The organism is Pseudomonas shahriarae (assembly GCF_014268455.2).
GTDB classification, from domain to species: Bacteria; Pseudomonadota; Gammaproteobacteria; order Pseudomonadales; family Pseudomonadaceae; genus Aquipseudomonas; species Aquipseudomonas shahriarae.
This window is the reverse complement of sequence record NZ_CP077085.1, coordinates 5,588,575-5,601,953: the sequence shown is the minus strand read 5'-3', so window position 1 is coordinate 5,601,953 and position 13,379 is coordinate 5,588,575. Positions and strand designations below refer to the sequence as shown.

At 54.2% G+C, this 13,379-nt stretch carries 24 protein-coding genes; all 24 read left to right on the top strand.

Annotated features, from left to right (window positions below):
* Positions 1 to 109 precede the first annotated feature (109 nt).
* On the top strand, positions 110 to 481 hold the full coding sequence (gene rpsL, locus HU773_RS25170; RefSeq protein ID WP_002555494.1) for a 30S ribosomal protein S12: 372 nt from the start codon (positions 110 to 112) through the stop codon (positions 479 to 481).
* A 117-nt stretch (positions 482 to 598) separates the two neighbouring features.
* Entirely contained in the window at positions 599 to 1,069 is a 471-nt protein-coding gene (gene rpsG / locus HU773_RS25165; RefSeq protein ID WP_002555493.1) for a 30S ribosomal protein S7, read from the top strand.
* A 30-nt stretch (positions 1,070 to 1,099) separates the two neighbouring features.
* The gene (gene fusA, locus HU773_RS25160) at positions 1,100 to 3,205 is read left to right on the top strand and encodes an elongation factor G (protein WP_029299268.1); all 2,106 of its coding nucleotides are present in this window, start codon (positions 1,100 to 1,102) and stop codon (positions 3,203 to 3,205) included.
* A gap of 30 nt (positions 3,206 to 3,235) precedes the next feature.
* A complete protein-coding gene (tuf, locus tag HU773_RS25155) occupies positions 3,236 to 4,429 on the top strand; it encodes an elongation factor Tu (RefSeq protein ID WP_003176426.1) in 1,194 nt (397 codons plus the stop codon).
* A gap of 157 nt (positions 4,430 to 4,586) precedes the next feature.
* The gene (gene rpsJ, locus HU773_RS25150; RefSeq protein ID WP_003186070.1) at positions 4,587 to 4,898 is read left to right on the top strand and encodes a 30S ribosomal protein S10; all 312 of its coding nucleotides are present in this window, start codon (positions 4,587 to 4,589) and stop codon (positions 4,896 to 4,898) included.
* Between the two features lie 81 nt (positions 4,899 to 4,979).
* The gene (gene rplC / locus HU773_RS25145; RefSeq protein WP_003194649.1) at positions 4,980 to 5,615 is read left to right on the top strand and encodes a 50S ribosomal protein L3; all 636 of its coding nucleotides are present in this window, start codon (positions 4,980 to 4,982) and stop codon (positions 5,613 to 5,615) included.
* Between the two features lie 12 nt (positions 5,616 to 5,627).
* The gene (rplD, locus tag HU773_RS25140; protein ID WP_057438746.1) at positions 5,628 to 6,230 is read left to right on the top strand and encodes a 50S ribosomal protein L4; all 603 of its coding nucleotides are present in this window, start codon (positions 5,628 to 5,630) and stop codon (positions 6,228 to 6,230) included.
* The gene (gene rplW, locus HU773_RS25135; protein ID WP_002555488.1) at positions 6,227 to 6,526 is read left to right on the top strand and encodes a 50S ribosomal protein L23; all 300 of its coding nucleotides are present in this window, start codon (positions 6,227 to 6,229) and stop codon (positions 6,524 to 6,526) included. Before rplD ends, rplW begins: the two co-directional genes overlap by 4 nt.
* A 14-nt stretch (positions 6,527 to 6,540) precedes the next feature.
* Entirely contained in the window at positions 6,541 to 7,365 is an 825-nt protein-coding gene (gene rplB / locus HU773_RS25130; protein ID WP_003176423.1) for a 50S ribosomal protein L2, read from the top strand.
* Positions 7,366 to 7,381: 16 nt separating this feature from the next.
* Positions 7,382 to 7,657, top strand: a complete 276-nt coding sequence (rpsS, locus tag HU773_RS25125) for a 30S ribosomal protein S19 (protein ID WP_002555486.1) — start codon at positions 7,382 to 7,384, stop codon at positions 7,655 to 7,657.
* An 11-nt stretch (positions 7,658 to 7,668) separates the two neighbouring features.
* Positions 7,669 to 8,001, top strand: coding sequence for a 50S ribosomal protein L22 (rplV, locus tag HU773_RS25120; RefSeq protein WP_003103908.1), 333 nt, complete (start codon positions 7,669 to 7,671; stop codon positions 7,999 to 8,001).
* 13 nt (positions 8,002 to 8,014) lie between these two features.
* Positions 8,015 to 8,701, top strand: coding sequence for a 30S ribosomal protein S3 (gene rpsC, locus HU773_RS25115; RefSeq protein WP_003176422.1), 687 nt, complete (start codon positions 8,015 to 8,017; stop codon positions 8,699 to 8,701).
* 12 nt (positions 8,702 to 8,713) lie between these two features.
* Positions 8,714 to 9,127 (top strand): 50S ribosomal protein L16, encoded by a 414-nt coding sequence (gene rplP / locus HU773_RS25110; RefSeq protein ID WP_003232424.1) that lies wholly within the window; start codon positions 8,714 to 8,716, stop codon positions 9,125 to 9,127.
* A complete protein-coding gene (rpmC, locus tag HU773_RS25105) occupies positions 9,127 to 9,318 on the top strand; it encodes a 50S ribosomal protein L29 (RefSeq protein ID WP_002555481.1) in 192 nt (63 codons plus the stop codon). Before rplP ends, rpmC begins: the two co-directional genes overlap by 1 nt.
* A 2-nt stretch (positions 9,319 to 9,320) precedes the next feature.
* Positions 9,321 to 9,587 carry a 30S ribosomal protein S17 gene (gene rpsQ, locus HU773_RS25100; RefSeq protein ID WP_003176419.1) on the top strand — a complete coding sequence of 89 codons (267 nt, stop codon included), beginning with the start codon at positions 9,321 to 9,323 and terminating at the stop codon, positions 9,585 to 9,587.
* A gap of 23 nt (positions 9,588 to 9,610) precedes the next feature.
* Positions 9,611 to 9,979: a 50S ribosomal protein L14 gene (rplN, locus tag HU773_RS25095; RefSeq protein WP_002555479.1), complete on the top strand. Its 369-nt coding sequence runs from the start codon at positions 9,611 to 9,613 to the stop codon at positions 9,977 to 9,979.
* Positions 9,980 to 9,990: 11 nt separating this feature from the next.
* Positions 9,991 to 10,305 carry a 50S ribosomal protein L24 gene (gene rplX / locus HU773_RS25090; RefSeq protein WP_029299388.1) on the top strand — a complete coding sequence of 105 codons (315 nt, stop codon included), beginning with the start codon at positions 9,991 to 9,993 and terminating at the stop codon, positions 10,303 to 10,305.
* Between the two features lie 22 nt (positions 10,306 to 10,327).
* Entirely contained in the window at positions 10,328 to 10,867 is a 540-nt protein-coding gene (rplE, locus tag HU773_RS25085; protein ID WP_003210069.1) for a 50S ribosomal protein L5, read from the top strand.
* A gap of 13 nt (positions 10,868 to 10,880) precedes the next feature.
* Positions 10,881 to 11,186, top strand: a complete 306-nt coding sequence (gene rpsN / locus HU773_RS25080) for a 30S ribosomal protein S14 (RefSeq protein WP_003176414.1) — start codon at positions 10,881 to 10,883, stop codon at positions 11,184 to 11,186.
* A 208-nt stretch (positions 11,187 to 11,394) separates the two neighbouring features.
* Complete coding sequence (rpsH, locus tag HU773_RS25075; protein ID WP_017848802.1) at positions 11,395 to 11,787, top strand: 30S ribosomal protein S8; 393 nt, start codon at positions 11,395 to 11,397, stop codon at positions 11,785 to 11,787.
* Between the two features lie 12 nt (positions 11,788 to 11,799).
* A complete protein-coding gene (gene rplF, locus HU773_RS25070) occupies positions 11,800 to 12,333 on the top strand; it encodes a 50S ribosomal protein L6 (RefSeq protein WP_003176412.1) in 534 nt (177 codons plus the stop codon).
* 10 nt (positions 12,334 to 12,343) lie between these two features.
* Positions 12,344 to 12,694 carry a 50S ribosomal protein L18 gene (gene rplR / locus HU773_RS25065; protein WP_003186037.1) on the top strand — a complete coding sequence of 117 codons (351 nt, stop codon included), beginning with the start codon at positions 12,344 to 12,346 and terminating at the stop codon, positions 12,692 to 12,694.
* Positions 12,695 to 12,697: 3 nt separating this feature from the next.
* Positions 12,698 to 13,198, top strand: coding sequence for a 30S ribosomal protein S5 (rpsE, locus tag HU773_RS25060; protein WP_003186035.1), 501 nt, complete (start codon positions 12,698 to 12,700; stop codon positions 13,196 to 13,198).
* A 2-nt stretch (positions 13,199 to 13,200) separates the two neighbouring features.
* Positions 13,201 to 13,377: a 50S ribosomal protein L30 gene (rpmD, locus tag HU773_RS25055; protein WP_003176408.1), complete on the top strand. Its 177-nt coding sequence runs from the start codon at positions 13,201 to 13,203 to the stop codon at positions 13,375 to 13,377.
* The last annotated feature ends 2 nt before the right edge of the window (positions 13,378 to 13,379 follow it).

Here is a 13,379-nt window from a genome sequence, read left to right as displayed (position 1 = left end):
CAAGATCCTCTTTAGACTCTTGTACCCCTAAATTTGGCGGGAATTCGTTCCTGCCATTTTGCTTTTCTTGCAAGACAATAGCGTCGCAAGACAACAGTGGAGCTAGTAGATGGCAACTATCAACCAGCTGGTACGTCAGCCGCGTAAGCGTATCGTCGAGAAATCCGACGTACCTGCGCTGCAGAACTGCCCGCAACGTCGTGGCGTATGCACTCGCGTGTATACCACTACGCCGAAAAAACCTAACTCGGCACTGCGTAAAGTATGCCGTGTGCGCCTGACCAACGGTTTCGAGGTTTCCTCGTACATCGGTGGTGAAGGTCACAACCTGCAAGAGCACAGCGTGGTACTGATCCGCGGCGGTCGTGTAAAAGACTTGCCAGGTGTTCGTTACCACACCGTACGCGGCTCCTTGGATACTTCCGGCGTTAAAGGTCGTAACCAGGGTCGTTCGAAGTACGGTACCAAGAAGCCTAAGTAGTAGCGGCTTTTTGTAAACTGAATCATCTTATTTTCTGAGTCGATAAGAGTAAGGTCGGAGGCGTCCCGCAAGGGCACCGATTCCGAACGAACCTGAAGACCGTTTGAGGGCTTATCCATGCCAAGAAGACGCGTAGCAGCCAAGCGCGAAGTGCTTGACGATCCAAAATACGGAAGCCAAATTCTGGCCAAGTTCATGAACCACGTGATGGAAAGCGGCAAGAAAGCCGTTGCCGAGCGTATCGTTTATGGCGCGCTGGAAAAGGTTAAAGAACGCAAGAACAGCGACCCCCTGGAAATCTTCGAGAAAGCTCTCGACGCCATCGCTCCGCTGGTCGAAGTGAAGTCGCGCCGTGTAGGCGGTGCTACTTACCAGGTTCCGGTCGAAGTTCGTCCGTCCCGTCGTAACGCCCTGGCAATGCGCTGGTTGGTAGACTTCGCCCGTAAGCGCGGCGAGAAGTCTATGGCTCTGCGTTTGGCCGGCGAGCTGTTGGACGCTGCTGAAGGTAAAGGTGCTGCTGTTAAGAAGCGTGAAGACGTGCACCGTATGGCTGAAGCTAACAAAGCTTTCTCGCACTACCGCTTCTAATCTTAGCTTCACTAATTTTGCGAGGGCTTTATGGCTCGTACTACTCCGATTAGCCGCTACCGTAACATCGGTATCGTTGCTCACGTGGATGCTGGTAAAACCACCACCACCGAGCGCGTACTGTTTTACACCGGCAAAAGTCACAAAATGGGCGAGGTGCATGATGGTGCCGCGACCACAGACTGGATGGTTCAGGAGCAGGAGCGTGGTATTACCATTACTTCTGCTGCTATTACCGCCTTCTGGAAAGGTTCTGCCAAGCAGTACAAGGACGAGCACCGCTTCAACGTAATCGATACCCCGGGCCACGTAGACTTCACCATTGAAGTTGAGCGTTCCCTGCGTGTACTCGACGGCGCGGTCGTTGTGTTCTGCGGTACTTCGGGCGTTGAGCCTCAGTCGGAAACCGTATGGCGTCAAGCCAACAAGTACGGTGTTCCACGTCTTGTTTACGTAAACAAGATGGACCGTGCTGGTGCGAACTTCCTGCGCGTGATCGGTCAGATCAAGCAGCGTCTGGGTCACACTCCGGTGCCAATCCAATTGGCTATCGGTTCTGAAGACAACTTCCAGGGCCAGATCGATCTGATCACCATGGAAGCCGTCTACTGGAATGACGCCGACAAAGGTATGGTTCCTGTTCGTAAGCCTATCCCTGCAGAATTGCAGGAGCTGGCTGACGAGTGGCGCAATAACCTGGTTGAGGCTGCTGCCGAAGCCAGCGAAGAGCTGATGAACAAGTACCTCGAAGGTGAAGAACTCACCAACGTGGAAATCAAGGCTGCTCTGCGTCAGCGTACTATCGCTGGTGAGATCGTCTTGGCTGTTTGCGGTTCTTCCTTCAAGAACAAGGGTGTTCCCCTGGTTCTCGACGCCGTTATCGACTACCTGCCTGCTCCAACTGACATTCCTGCTATCAAGGGTACTAACCCTGATAACGAGGAAGAAGAGATGGAGCGTCACGCTGACGACAGCGAGCCGTTCTCGGCTCTGGCGTTCAAGATCGCTACCGACCCATTCGTGGGTACCCTGACTTTCGTCCGCGTTTACTCGGGCGTGTTGGCCTCCGGCGACGGCGTGATCAACTCGGTCAAGGGCAAGAAAGAGCGTGTGGGTCGTATGGTGCAAATGCACGCAAACGCCCGCGAAGAGATCAAGGAAGTACGCGCTGGTGACATCGCGGCCTTGATCGGCATGAAGGATGTCACCACTGGTGAGACCTTGTGCGACGCTGCTAAGCCAATCATCCTGGTTCGCATGGACTTCCCGGAGCCGGTTATCTCGGTTGCCGTAGAGCCTAAGACCAAGGATGACCAGGAAAAAATGGGTATTGCACTGGGCAAGCTTGCTCAGGAAGATCCATCTTTCCGCGTCAAGACTGATGAAGAGACTGGTCAAACGATCATCTCCGGCATGGGCGAGTTGCACCTGGACATCCTGGTTGACCGGATGCGCCGTGAGTTCAACGTCGAAGCCAACATCGGTAAGCCTCAGGTTTCCTATCGTGAGCGCATCACGAAGAACTGTGAAATCGAAGGCAAGTTCGTTCGTCAGTCCGGCGGTCGTGGTCAGTTCGGTCACTGCTGGATCCGTTTTGCTCCTGCTGACGAAGGTCAGGAAGGTCTGCAATTCGTGAACGAAGTAGTAGGTGGTGTTGTTCCTAAGGAATACATCCCTGCTATCCAGAAGGGTATCGAAGAGCAGATGAAGAACGGTGTTGTTGCCGGCTATCCGCTGATCGGCCTGAAAGCAACCGTTTTTGACGGTTCTTACCACGATGTCGACTCCAACGAGATGGCGTTTAAGGTGGCTGCTTCCATGGCAACCAAGCAACTGGCCCAGAAGGGCGGTGGTGAGTTGCTTGAGCCAATCATGGCGGTAGAAGTTGTTACACCTGAAGACTATATGGGTGATGTCATGGGCGACCTTAACCGTCGTCGCGGCATGATCTTGGGTATGGAAGACACGGTTTCCGGCAAAGTGATTCGCGCCGAGGTTCCGTTGGGTGAGATGTTCGGTTACGCGACCGACGTTCGCTCCATGTCCCAGGGTCGCGCAAGCTACTCTATGGAATTCAAAAAATACAACACAGCTCCGGCGCACATCGCTGAAACTGTATCCAAAAAACAAGGCTGATTCAGTCCTTTAGGCAAGGAGTTAATTGTCGTGGCTAAAGAAAAATTTGATCGTTCCCTACCGCACGTCAACGTTGGCACTATCGGTCACGTTGACCATGGTAAAACCACTCTGACTGCTGCTCTGACTCGCGTTTGCTCCGAAGTATTCGGTTCCGCAATCGTTGATTTCGATAAAATCGACAGCGCGCCAGAAGAAAAAGCTCGTGGTATCACCATCAACACCGCGCACGTTGAATACAACTCGCTGATCCGTCACTACGCTCACGTTGACTGCCCAGGTCACGCTGACTATGTGAAGAACATGATCACCGGTGCTGCCCAGATGGACGGCGCAATCCTGGTTTGCTCGGCCGCTGATGGTCCGATGCCACAAACCCGTGAGCACATCCTGCTGTCCCGTCAGGTAGGCGTTCCGTACATCGTGGTTTACCTGAACAAGGCCGACCTGGTAGACGACGCTGAGCTGCTGGAACTGGTTGAGATGGAAGTGCGCGATCTGCTGAGCACTTACGACTTCCCAGGCGACGACACTCCGATCATCATCGGTTCTGCTCGTATGGCTCTGGAAGGCAAAGACGATAACGAAATGGGCACCACGTCCGTTCGTAAACTGGTTGAGACTCTGGACAGCTACATCCCAGATCCAGTTCGTGTTATCGACAAGCCGTTCCTGATGCCAATCGAAGACGTATTCTCGATCTCCGGTCGCGGTACTGTTGTAACTGGTCGTATCGAGCGCGGTATCGTCAAGGTTCAGGATCCACTGGAAATCGTTGGTCTGCGTGACACTACCGTCACCACCTGCACCGGTGTTGAAATGTTCCGTAAGCTGCTTGACGAAGGTCGTGCTGGCGAGAACTGCGGCGTTCTGCTGCGTGGTACCAAGCGTGACGACGTTGAGCGTGGCCAGGTTCTGGTTAAGCCAGGTTCGGTTAAGCCGCACACCAAGTTCGAAGCTGAAGTGTACGTGCTGAGCAAAGAAGAAGGCGGTCGTCACACTCCGTTCTTCAAAGGCTACCGTCCACAGTTCTACTTCCGTACTACTGACGTGACTGGTAACTGCGAACTGCCGGAAGGCGTTGAAATGGTAATGCCAGGCGACAACATCAAAATGGTTGTCACCCTGATCAAAACCATCGCAATGGAAGACGGTCTGCGCTTCGCAATCCGTGAAGGCGGCCGTACCGTTGGTGCTGGCGTTGTAGCTAAAATCATCGAGTAAGCATCTCTTCTGAGATAGCTTCGATGCTTTGAAAAGCCCCCGCTCAGCGGGGGCTTTTTTATTGGGTTGACACCTATCTGGGGCGTCTATAGAATTGCGCCTCCTTTTAACGGGCGCAGTGCGCTCGGTGGGAATAGCAGCCGGAGTCTGAAATCCAATGCAAAATCAGCAAATCCGTATCAGGTTGAAGGCTTTTGACCATCGCCTGATCGACCAATCCACCCAGGAAATCGTGGAAACCGCGAAACGTACTGGGGCACAAGTGCGTGGTCCTATTCCACTGCCTACCCGCAAAGAGCGGTTCACCGTTCTGGTCTCCCCGCACGTCAACAAAGACGCGCGTGACCAGTACGAGATCCGTACTCATAAGCGCGTTCTGGACATCGTCCAGCCAACGGATAAAACCGTTGATGCACTTATGAAGCTTGATCTGGCGGCCGGTGTGGAAGTACAGATCAGCCTCGGCTAAGACTCGGGTCTTAGTCGTGTAACGCTCTGAAATGGGCGGCCATAGCGGGTGAAAGCCCCGTACACTCATGAGGTTTACAACATGACTATTGGTGTAGTCGGTCGTAAATGCGGTATGACCCGTATTTTCACCGAAGAAGGTGTCTCCATTCCGGTCACGGTCATTGAGATCGAGCCGAATCGCGTCACCCAGTTCAAAACTGAAGAAACCGATGGCTATCGTGCAGTGCAAGTCACTGTCGGCGAGCGTCGTGCTTCGCGCGTGACTGCTGCTCAAGCAGGTCACTTCGCTAAAGCAAACGTTGCAGCTGGTCGTACTGTTATGGAGTTCCGTCTTGAAGATGGTGACTACCAGGCTGGCGATCTGATCAACGCTGAAATCTTCGCCGCTGGTCAACTGGTTGATGTAACCGGTCAGTCCAAGGGTAAAGGCTTCCAGGGTACGATCAAGCGTTGGAATTTCCGTGGCCAAGACAACACTCACGGTAACTCCGTTTCCCACCGCGTCCCGGGCTCTATTGGCCAGTGCCAGACTCCTGGTCGTGTATTCAAGGGCAAAAAAATGTCCGGTCATATGGGCGCTGAGCGCGTGACCGTGCAGTCCCTCGAAGTAGTGCGCGTCGACGCTGAACGCAATCTGTTGTTGGTCAAGGGTGCTGTTCCTGGCGCTACTGGCGGCAACCTGGTTGTACGTCCAGCGGCCAAGGCTCGCGGTTAAGGGGAAGCTGACATGCAATTAAATGTAAATGACGCTCAAGCGATCGAAGTTTCCGAACTGACATTTGGCGGCGAATTCAACGAGACGCTCGTTCACCAAGCAGTCGTGGCCTACATGGCCGGCGGCCGTCAAGGTAGCAAGCAGCAAAAGACCCGTTCCGACGTTCGTGGTGGCGGTAAGCGCCCTTGGCGTCAGAAAGGTACTGGCCGTGCTCGTGCCGGTACTATCCGTAGCCCAATCTGGCGTGGCGGCGGTACCACTTTCGCAGCTCGTCCACAGGATCACTCTCAGAAGCTCAACAAGAAGATGTATCGCGCAGCACTGCGCTCCATCCTTGCTGAACTCGTGCGTACTGATCGTCTGGTCGTGGTTCAGGACTTCGCTGTTGAAGCGCCGAAAACCAAAGATCTGCTGAACAAGCTGAACGGCATGGGTCTGACTGATGTCCTGATCGTGTCTGAAGCTGTTGATCAGAACCTGTACCTGGCTGCTCGTAACCTGCCACACGTTGATGTACGTGACGTGCAAGGTTCCGATCCAGTTAGTCTGATCGCATACGACAAGGTGTTGATCACCGTGTCGGCCGTGAAGAAATTCGAGGAGCTGCTGGGATGAACCAGGAACGCGTATTTAAAGTTCTGCTTGGCCCGCACGTTTCCGAAAAGGCTACGGTTCTGGCTGACAAGAAAGGCCAGTTCGTTTTCAAGGTTGCAACTGACGCAACCAAGCTGGAAATCAAGAAGGCCGTCGAAAGCCTGTTCAGCGTGAAAGTAGAGCGTGTTACTACCCTGAATGTTCTGGGTAAGAGCAAGCGCACTGCTCGCGGTCTGGGCAAGCGTAATGACTGGAAGAAGGCAGTTATCTCCCTTCAGCCAGGCCAAGATCTCGATTTCAGCAGCAGTGCTGAGTAAGGAAGGGGTGCATCATGGCAATCGTTAAATGCAAACCGACTTCCCCTGGCCGCCGTTTTGTGGTCAAGGTGGTCAACCAGGAGCTGCATAAAGGCGCTCCTCACGCACCGCTGCTCGAGAAGAAATCGAAGACTGGTGGTCGTAACAACAATGGTCGCATTACCACTCGTCACATCGGTGGTGGCCATAAGCAGCATTATCGTCTGGTCGATTTCCGTCGCAACGACAAAGATGGCATCTCTGCCACTGTCGAGCGTATCGAATACGATCCAAACCGTACTGCTCACATCGCTCTGCTGCTGTACGCAGATGGCGAGCGTCGCTACATCATCGCGCCTAAAGGCGTGAGTGCTGGCGACCAGCTGATCGCAGGTGCCCTGGCACCGATCAAGCCGGGCAACGCTCTGCAACTGCGTAACATTCCAGTTGGTAGCACCGTACACGGCATCGAATTGAAGCCAGGTAAAGGCGCACAGATCGCTCGTTCCGCTGGTGCTTCGGCTCAGCTGATCGCTCGTGAAGGTGTCTACGTGACCCTGCGTCTGCGTTCTGGTGAGATGCGTAAAGTACTGGCTGAATGCCGTGCGACCCTGGGCGAAGTCTCGAACTCCGAGCACAGCCTGCGTTCGCTGGGTAAAGCTGGTGCCAAACGCTGGCGTGGCGTTCGCCCAACCGTTCGTGGTGTTGCCATGAACCCGGTTGACCACCCACACGGTGGTGGTGAAGGTCGTACCTCTGGTGGTCGTCATCCGGTATCGCCATGGGGCTTCCCGACTAAGGGCGCGAAGACTCGTGGTAATAAGCGTACCGACAAAATGATCGTCCGTCGTCGCAAGTAAATAGAGGGATACGACAGTGCCACGTTCTCTGAAAAAAGGTCCTTTTATTGATCTTCACCTACTGAAGAAGATCGAAGTGGCGGCGGAAAAGAACGATCGCAAACCAGTTAAGACCTGGTCGCGCCGTTCTATGATCCTGCCACAAATGGTCGGTTTGACCATCGCAGTACACAACGGTCGTCAGCACGTCCCAGTTCTCGTTAACGAAGACATGGTCGGCCACAAACTGGGCGAGTTTGCCGGTACCCGCACTTATCGTGGGCACGTGGCAGACAAGAAAGCCAAGCGTTAAGGGGTTAGGAAATGGAAGTAGCCGCTAAGTTGTCGGGCGCTCGAATCTCCGCCCAGAAAGCCCGCTTGGTCGCCGACCAGATCCGCGGGAAGAAGGTGGGCGAAGCGCTCAACCTGTTGGCTTTCAGCAGTAAGAAAGCCGCCGAGATCATGAAGAAAGTGCTGGAGTCGGCCGTAGCCAACGCCGAGCATAACGAAGGCGCAGACGTTGATGACCTGAAGGTCAGCACCGTTTTCGTCAACGAAGGGCGTTCGCTGAAGCGTATCATGCCGCGTGCCAAAGGCCGTGCTGATCGCATCGTCAAGCGGTCTTGCCATATCACTGTCAAGGTTGCTGACAAGTAACGGAGTCGAAGAGATGGGTCAGAAAGTACATCCCATTGGCATTCGCCTGGGAATCGTCAAGGAGCACACCTCCGTCTGGTACGCAGACGGTCGGACTTATGCGGACTATTTGTTCGCTGATCTGAAGGTGCGTGAGTATCTCCAAGACAAACTAAAAAGCGCGTCCGTAAGCCGTATCGATATCCATCGTCCGGCGCAAACTGCACGTATCACCATCCACACCGCTCGTCCAGGTATCGTTATCGGGAAGAAAGGTGAAGATGTTGAGAAACTGCGTCAGGACCTGACCAAGCAAATGGGTGTGCCTGTGCACATCAATATCGAAGAGATCCGCAAGCCGGAGCTCGACGGTATGCTGGTTGCGCAGAGCGTAGCTCAGCAGCTGGAGCGCCGCGTAATGTTCCGTCGTGCTATGAAGCGCGCTGTACAGAACGCCATGCGCATTGGTGCCAAAGGCATCAAAATCCAAGTGAGCGGTCGTCTCGGCGGTGCTGAAATCGCACGTACTGAATGGTATCGCGAAGGTCGTGTGCCATTGCACACCCTGCGTGCCGACATCGACTATGCCAACTACGAAGCTCACACCACTTACGGTGTGATCGGTGTAAAGGTTTGGATCTTCAAGGGCGAAGTAATTGGTGGTCGCCAAGAAGAACTGAAACCACAAGCACCAGCGCCTCGTAAAAAAGCTGCTAAGTAAGGGGTACGCCAAATGTTGCAACCTAAGCGTACGAAGTTCCGCAAGCAGATGACAGGCCACAACCGTGGTCTGGCTCAGCGCGGTAGCAAAGTCAGCTTCGGCGAGTTCGCGCTGAAGTCTGTAGCTCGTGGTCGTCTCACCGCTCGTCAGATCGAGTCAGCGCGTCGTGCTCTGACCCGTCACGTTAAACGTGGCGGCAAGATCTGGATCCGTGTATTCCCGGACAAGCCGATCTCCAAAAAGCCTCTCGAGGTTCGGATGGGTAAAGGTAAGGGTAACGTGGAATACTGGGTAGCCCAGATTCAGCCAGGCAAAGTCCTGTATGAAATCGAGGGTGTAACTGAAGAGCTGGCGCGTGAGGCTTTTGCCCTGGCTGCTGCAAAGCTGCCGCTCGCCACCGCCTTTGTTAAACGGACGGTGATGTGATGAAAGCGAATGAACTTCGTGAAAAATCCGCACAGCAGCTGAACGAGCAACTGCTCGGCCTGCTGCGCGACCAGTTCAATCTGCGTATGCAGAAAGCAACTGGCCAGTTGGGGCAGTCTCATCTGCTCTCGCAAGTTAAGCGTGACATCGCTCGCGTGAAGACTGTGCTCAACCAGCAGGCAGGTAAGTGATCATGGCTGAAGCCGAAAAGACTGTCCGTACGCTGACTGGCCGTGTTGTCAGCGACAAGATGGACAAAACCATCACCGTTTTGATCGAGCGTCGCGTTAAGCACCCGATCTACGGTAAATATGTTAAGCGTTCGACTAAGCTGCACGCGCACGACGAAACCAATCAGTGCCACATCGGCGACAAAGTCACTATTCGTGAAACTCGTCCGCTGGCCAAGACCAAGTCTTGGGCACTGGTTGATGTTCTCGAACGCGCTGTGGAAGTCTAAGGACTAGGGGTCGGAGAAATTATATGATTCAGACTCAATCCATGCTCGATGTGGCCGATAACAGCGGCGCTCGCCGTGTTATGTGCATCAAGGTGCTGGGTGGCTCCCATCGTCGTTACGCTGGTATCGGTGACATCATCAAAGTTACCGTGAAGGAAGCAATTCCTCGCGGTAAAGTGAAAAAAGGCCAAGTGATGACTGCTGTTGTAGTCCGCACTCGTCACGGCGTACGTCGTGCTGATGGCTCCATTATCCGCTTTGATGGCAACGCTGCTGTTCTTCTGAACAACAAGCAAGAGCCGATCGGCACCCGTATCTTTGGGCCAGTGACCCGTGAACTTCGTACTGAGAAGTTCATGAAGATCGTCTCGCTCGCCCCAGAAGTGCTGTAAGGAGATCCGACATGCAAAAGATTCGTCGTGACGACGAGATCATCGTGATCGCCGGCAAAGACAAAGGTAAGCGCGGTAAGGTGCTGAAGGTTCTTGCTGATGACCGTCTGGTCATTGGTGGTCTGAACCTGGTCAAGCGTCATACCAAGCCTAACCCCGCGTCGGGCGTACAGGGCGGTATCGTCGAGAAAGAAGCGCCATTGCACGCTTCTAACGTCGCCATCTTCAACGGCGAAACCAACAAGGCTGACCGCGTTGGTTTCAAAGTAGAAGACGGTAAGAAAATTCGTGTCTTCAAGTCGACCCAAAAAGCGGTTGATGCTTGAACACTGCTAGGTAGATAAGACCATGGCACGACTAAAAGAGATTTACCGGAAGGAAATCGCTCCGAAGCTTAAGGAAGAACTTAAGCTTTCGAACGTGATGGAAGTTCCGCGCGTTACCAAAATCACCCTGAACATGGGTTTGGGCGAAGCGATCGGTGACAAAAAAGTCATCGAGCACGCTGTTGCTGACCTGGAAAAGATCACCGGTCAAAAAGTCGTTGTGACTTACGCTCGGAAATCCATCGCTGGCTTTAAAGTCCGTGAAGGTTGGCCGATCGGTGTCAAAGTGACTCTGCGCCGTGAGCGTATGTACGAGTTCCTGGATCGTCTGCTGTCGATCTCCCTGCCTCGGGTTCGCGACTTCCGCGGCCTGAATGCCAAGTCCTTCGATGGTCGTGGTAACTACAGCATGGGCGTGAAAGAGCAGATCATCTTCCCGGAAATCGACTACGACAAGATCGATGCTCTCCGCGGTCTGGACATCACCCTGACCACCACTGCCAAGAACGATGATGAAGGCCGCGCTCTGCTGCGTGCGTTCAAATTCCCGTTCCGCAACTGATTGGAGTAGGACCATGGCCAAGATGAGCATGAAAAACCGCGAGCTGAAGCGTCAGCTCACGGTTGCCAAGTACGCCAAGAAGCGTGCAGCACTGAAAGCTATCATCGTTGATCTGAACGCAAGTCCAGAAGCGCGTTGGGAAGCTACAGTAGCTCTGCAGAAGCAGCCACGTGACGCAAGCGCTTCGCGCATGCGTAACCGCTGCCGCCTGACCGGTCGTCCGCACGGCGTTTACCGCAAGTTCGGCCTCGGCCGTAACAAACTGCGTGAAGCGGCAATGCGTGGTGACGTACCAGGTCTGGTTAAAGCCAGCTGGTAAGTACTTTCGAAGTCTCGGTGGCCAGGATCGCAAGATACTGACCGCCGGTGGCCTAGAATCTGGAACAAGCCCCTTTTGGGGCTTGTTTCATTTCCGGAGTGTGTCTAAAATACGCGGCTCGCCTGAGCCCGTGTGTTTTATGCCCGGAGATTCTCGGTGACATATGTAGCCGCAAGGCTAATTTTTTTGTATTAGGAGCGTCTAGCCCATGAGTATGCAGGACCCGTTAGCGGACATGCTAACTCGTATCCGTAATGCCCAGATGGCTGAAAAGTCCGTCGTAAGCATGCCATCTTCCACGTTGAAGGTAGCTGTTGCCAAAGTCCTGAAAGACGAAGGCTACATTGCGGGTTATCAGATCAGCAGCGAAATCAAGCCACTGCTGTCCATCGAGCTGAAGTACTTCGAAGGCCGTCCGGTCATCGAGGAAGTGAAGCGCGTTAGCCGTCCAGGCCTGCGTCAGTACAAGTCCGTTGAAGATCTGCCGAAAGTTCGTGGCGGTCTTGGCGTGTCTATCGTCTCCACCAACAAAGGTGTGATGACGGATCGTGCTGCGCGCGCTGCCGGTGTCGGCGGCGAAGTTCTTTGCACTGTGTTCTAAGGGGGGATAAGCATGTCTCGCGTCGCTAAGAACCCCGTTAAGCTGCCAGCCGGTGTCGAAGTAAAATTCGCAGGCCAGCAGCTTTCGGTGAAGGGTGCCAAGGGTACTCTTGAACTGAACATCCATTCGTCCGTTGAGATCGTTGAAGAAGCTGGTGAGCTGCGTTTCGCTGCTCGCAATGGCGATCAACAAACTCGCGCAATGGCCGGTACCACGCGTGCGTTGGTAAACAACATGGTCCAAGGCGTAAGCCAAGGCTTCGAGCGTAAGCTCCAGCTGGTCGGTGTTGGTTACAAAGCGCAAGCAAAAGGCACGGTTTTGAACCTGGCCCTTGGCTTCTCGCACCCAGTGGATTACGAACTGCCGGAAGGCATCACCGCTGAAACTCCTAGCCAGACCGATATCCTGATCAAGGGCATCGACAAGCAGCTGGTAGGTCAAGTGGCTGCCGAGATCCGCGACTTCCGTCCACCAGAGCCGTACAAAGGCAAAGGTGTGCGCTACGCGGACGAAGTCGTCCGTCGTAAAGAAGCCAAGAAGAAGTAGGGCATAGCAAATGACCGACAAAAAAGTTACTCGACTGCGTCGCGCTCGCAAAGCACGCCTGAAAATGCACGAACTCGAAGTCGTGCGTCTCTGCGTGTTCCGCTCGTCGCAGCACATCTACGCCCAGGTCATCTCGGCCGACGGCAACAAAGTCCTGGCAAGCGCCTCGACTTTGGATAAAGAACTGCGTGATGGTGCCACTGGCAACATCGACGCGGCCACTAAGGTTGGCCAGCTGGTCGCTACGCGTGCTAAGGCCGCTGGCGTCTCGCAAGTGGCTTTCGACCGCTCTGGCTTCAAGTACCACGGCCGCGTTAAAGCGCTGGCTGATGCTGCTCGTGAAGCTGGGCTGGAGTTCTAAGTTATGTCAAATAACGACCAAAAGCGCGACGAAGGCTACATTGAGAAGCTGGTTCAAGTTAACCGCGTAGCCAAAACCGTTAAAGGCGGCCGTATCTTCACCTTCACCGCGTTGACCGTGGTTGGTGATGGTAAGGGCCGTGTTGGCTTCGGCCGTGGCAAGTCGCGTGAAGTGCCTGCTGCGATCCAGAAGGCAATGGAAGCTGCTCGTCGCAACATGATCCAAGTTGACCTGAACGGCACCACTCTGCAGTACGCAATGAAGTCCGCTCACGGCGCTTCGAAGGTGTACATGCAGCCTGCTTCTGAAGGTACCGGTATCATCGCTGGCGGCGCTATGCGTGCTGTCCTCGAGGTTGCTGGTGTTCAGAACGTTCTGGCCAAGTGCTACGGCTCGACTAACCCGGTAAACGTGGTTCACGCCACTTTCAAAGGTTTGAAAGCTATGCAATCTCCTGAATCCATTGCCGCCAAGCGTGGCAAAAGCGTCAAGGAGATCTTCTGATCATGGCTACCGTTAAAGTAACGCTGATCAAAAGCATGACCGGCCGCATCCCTAACCACAAATTGTGCGTTAAGGGTTTGGGTCTGCGTCGCATCGGTCACACTGTAGAAGTCCAGGATACTCCCGAGAATCGCGGGATGATCAACAAGGCTTACTACATGCTGCGTGTCGAGGGTTAATC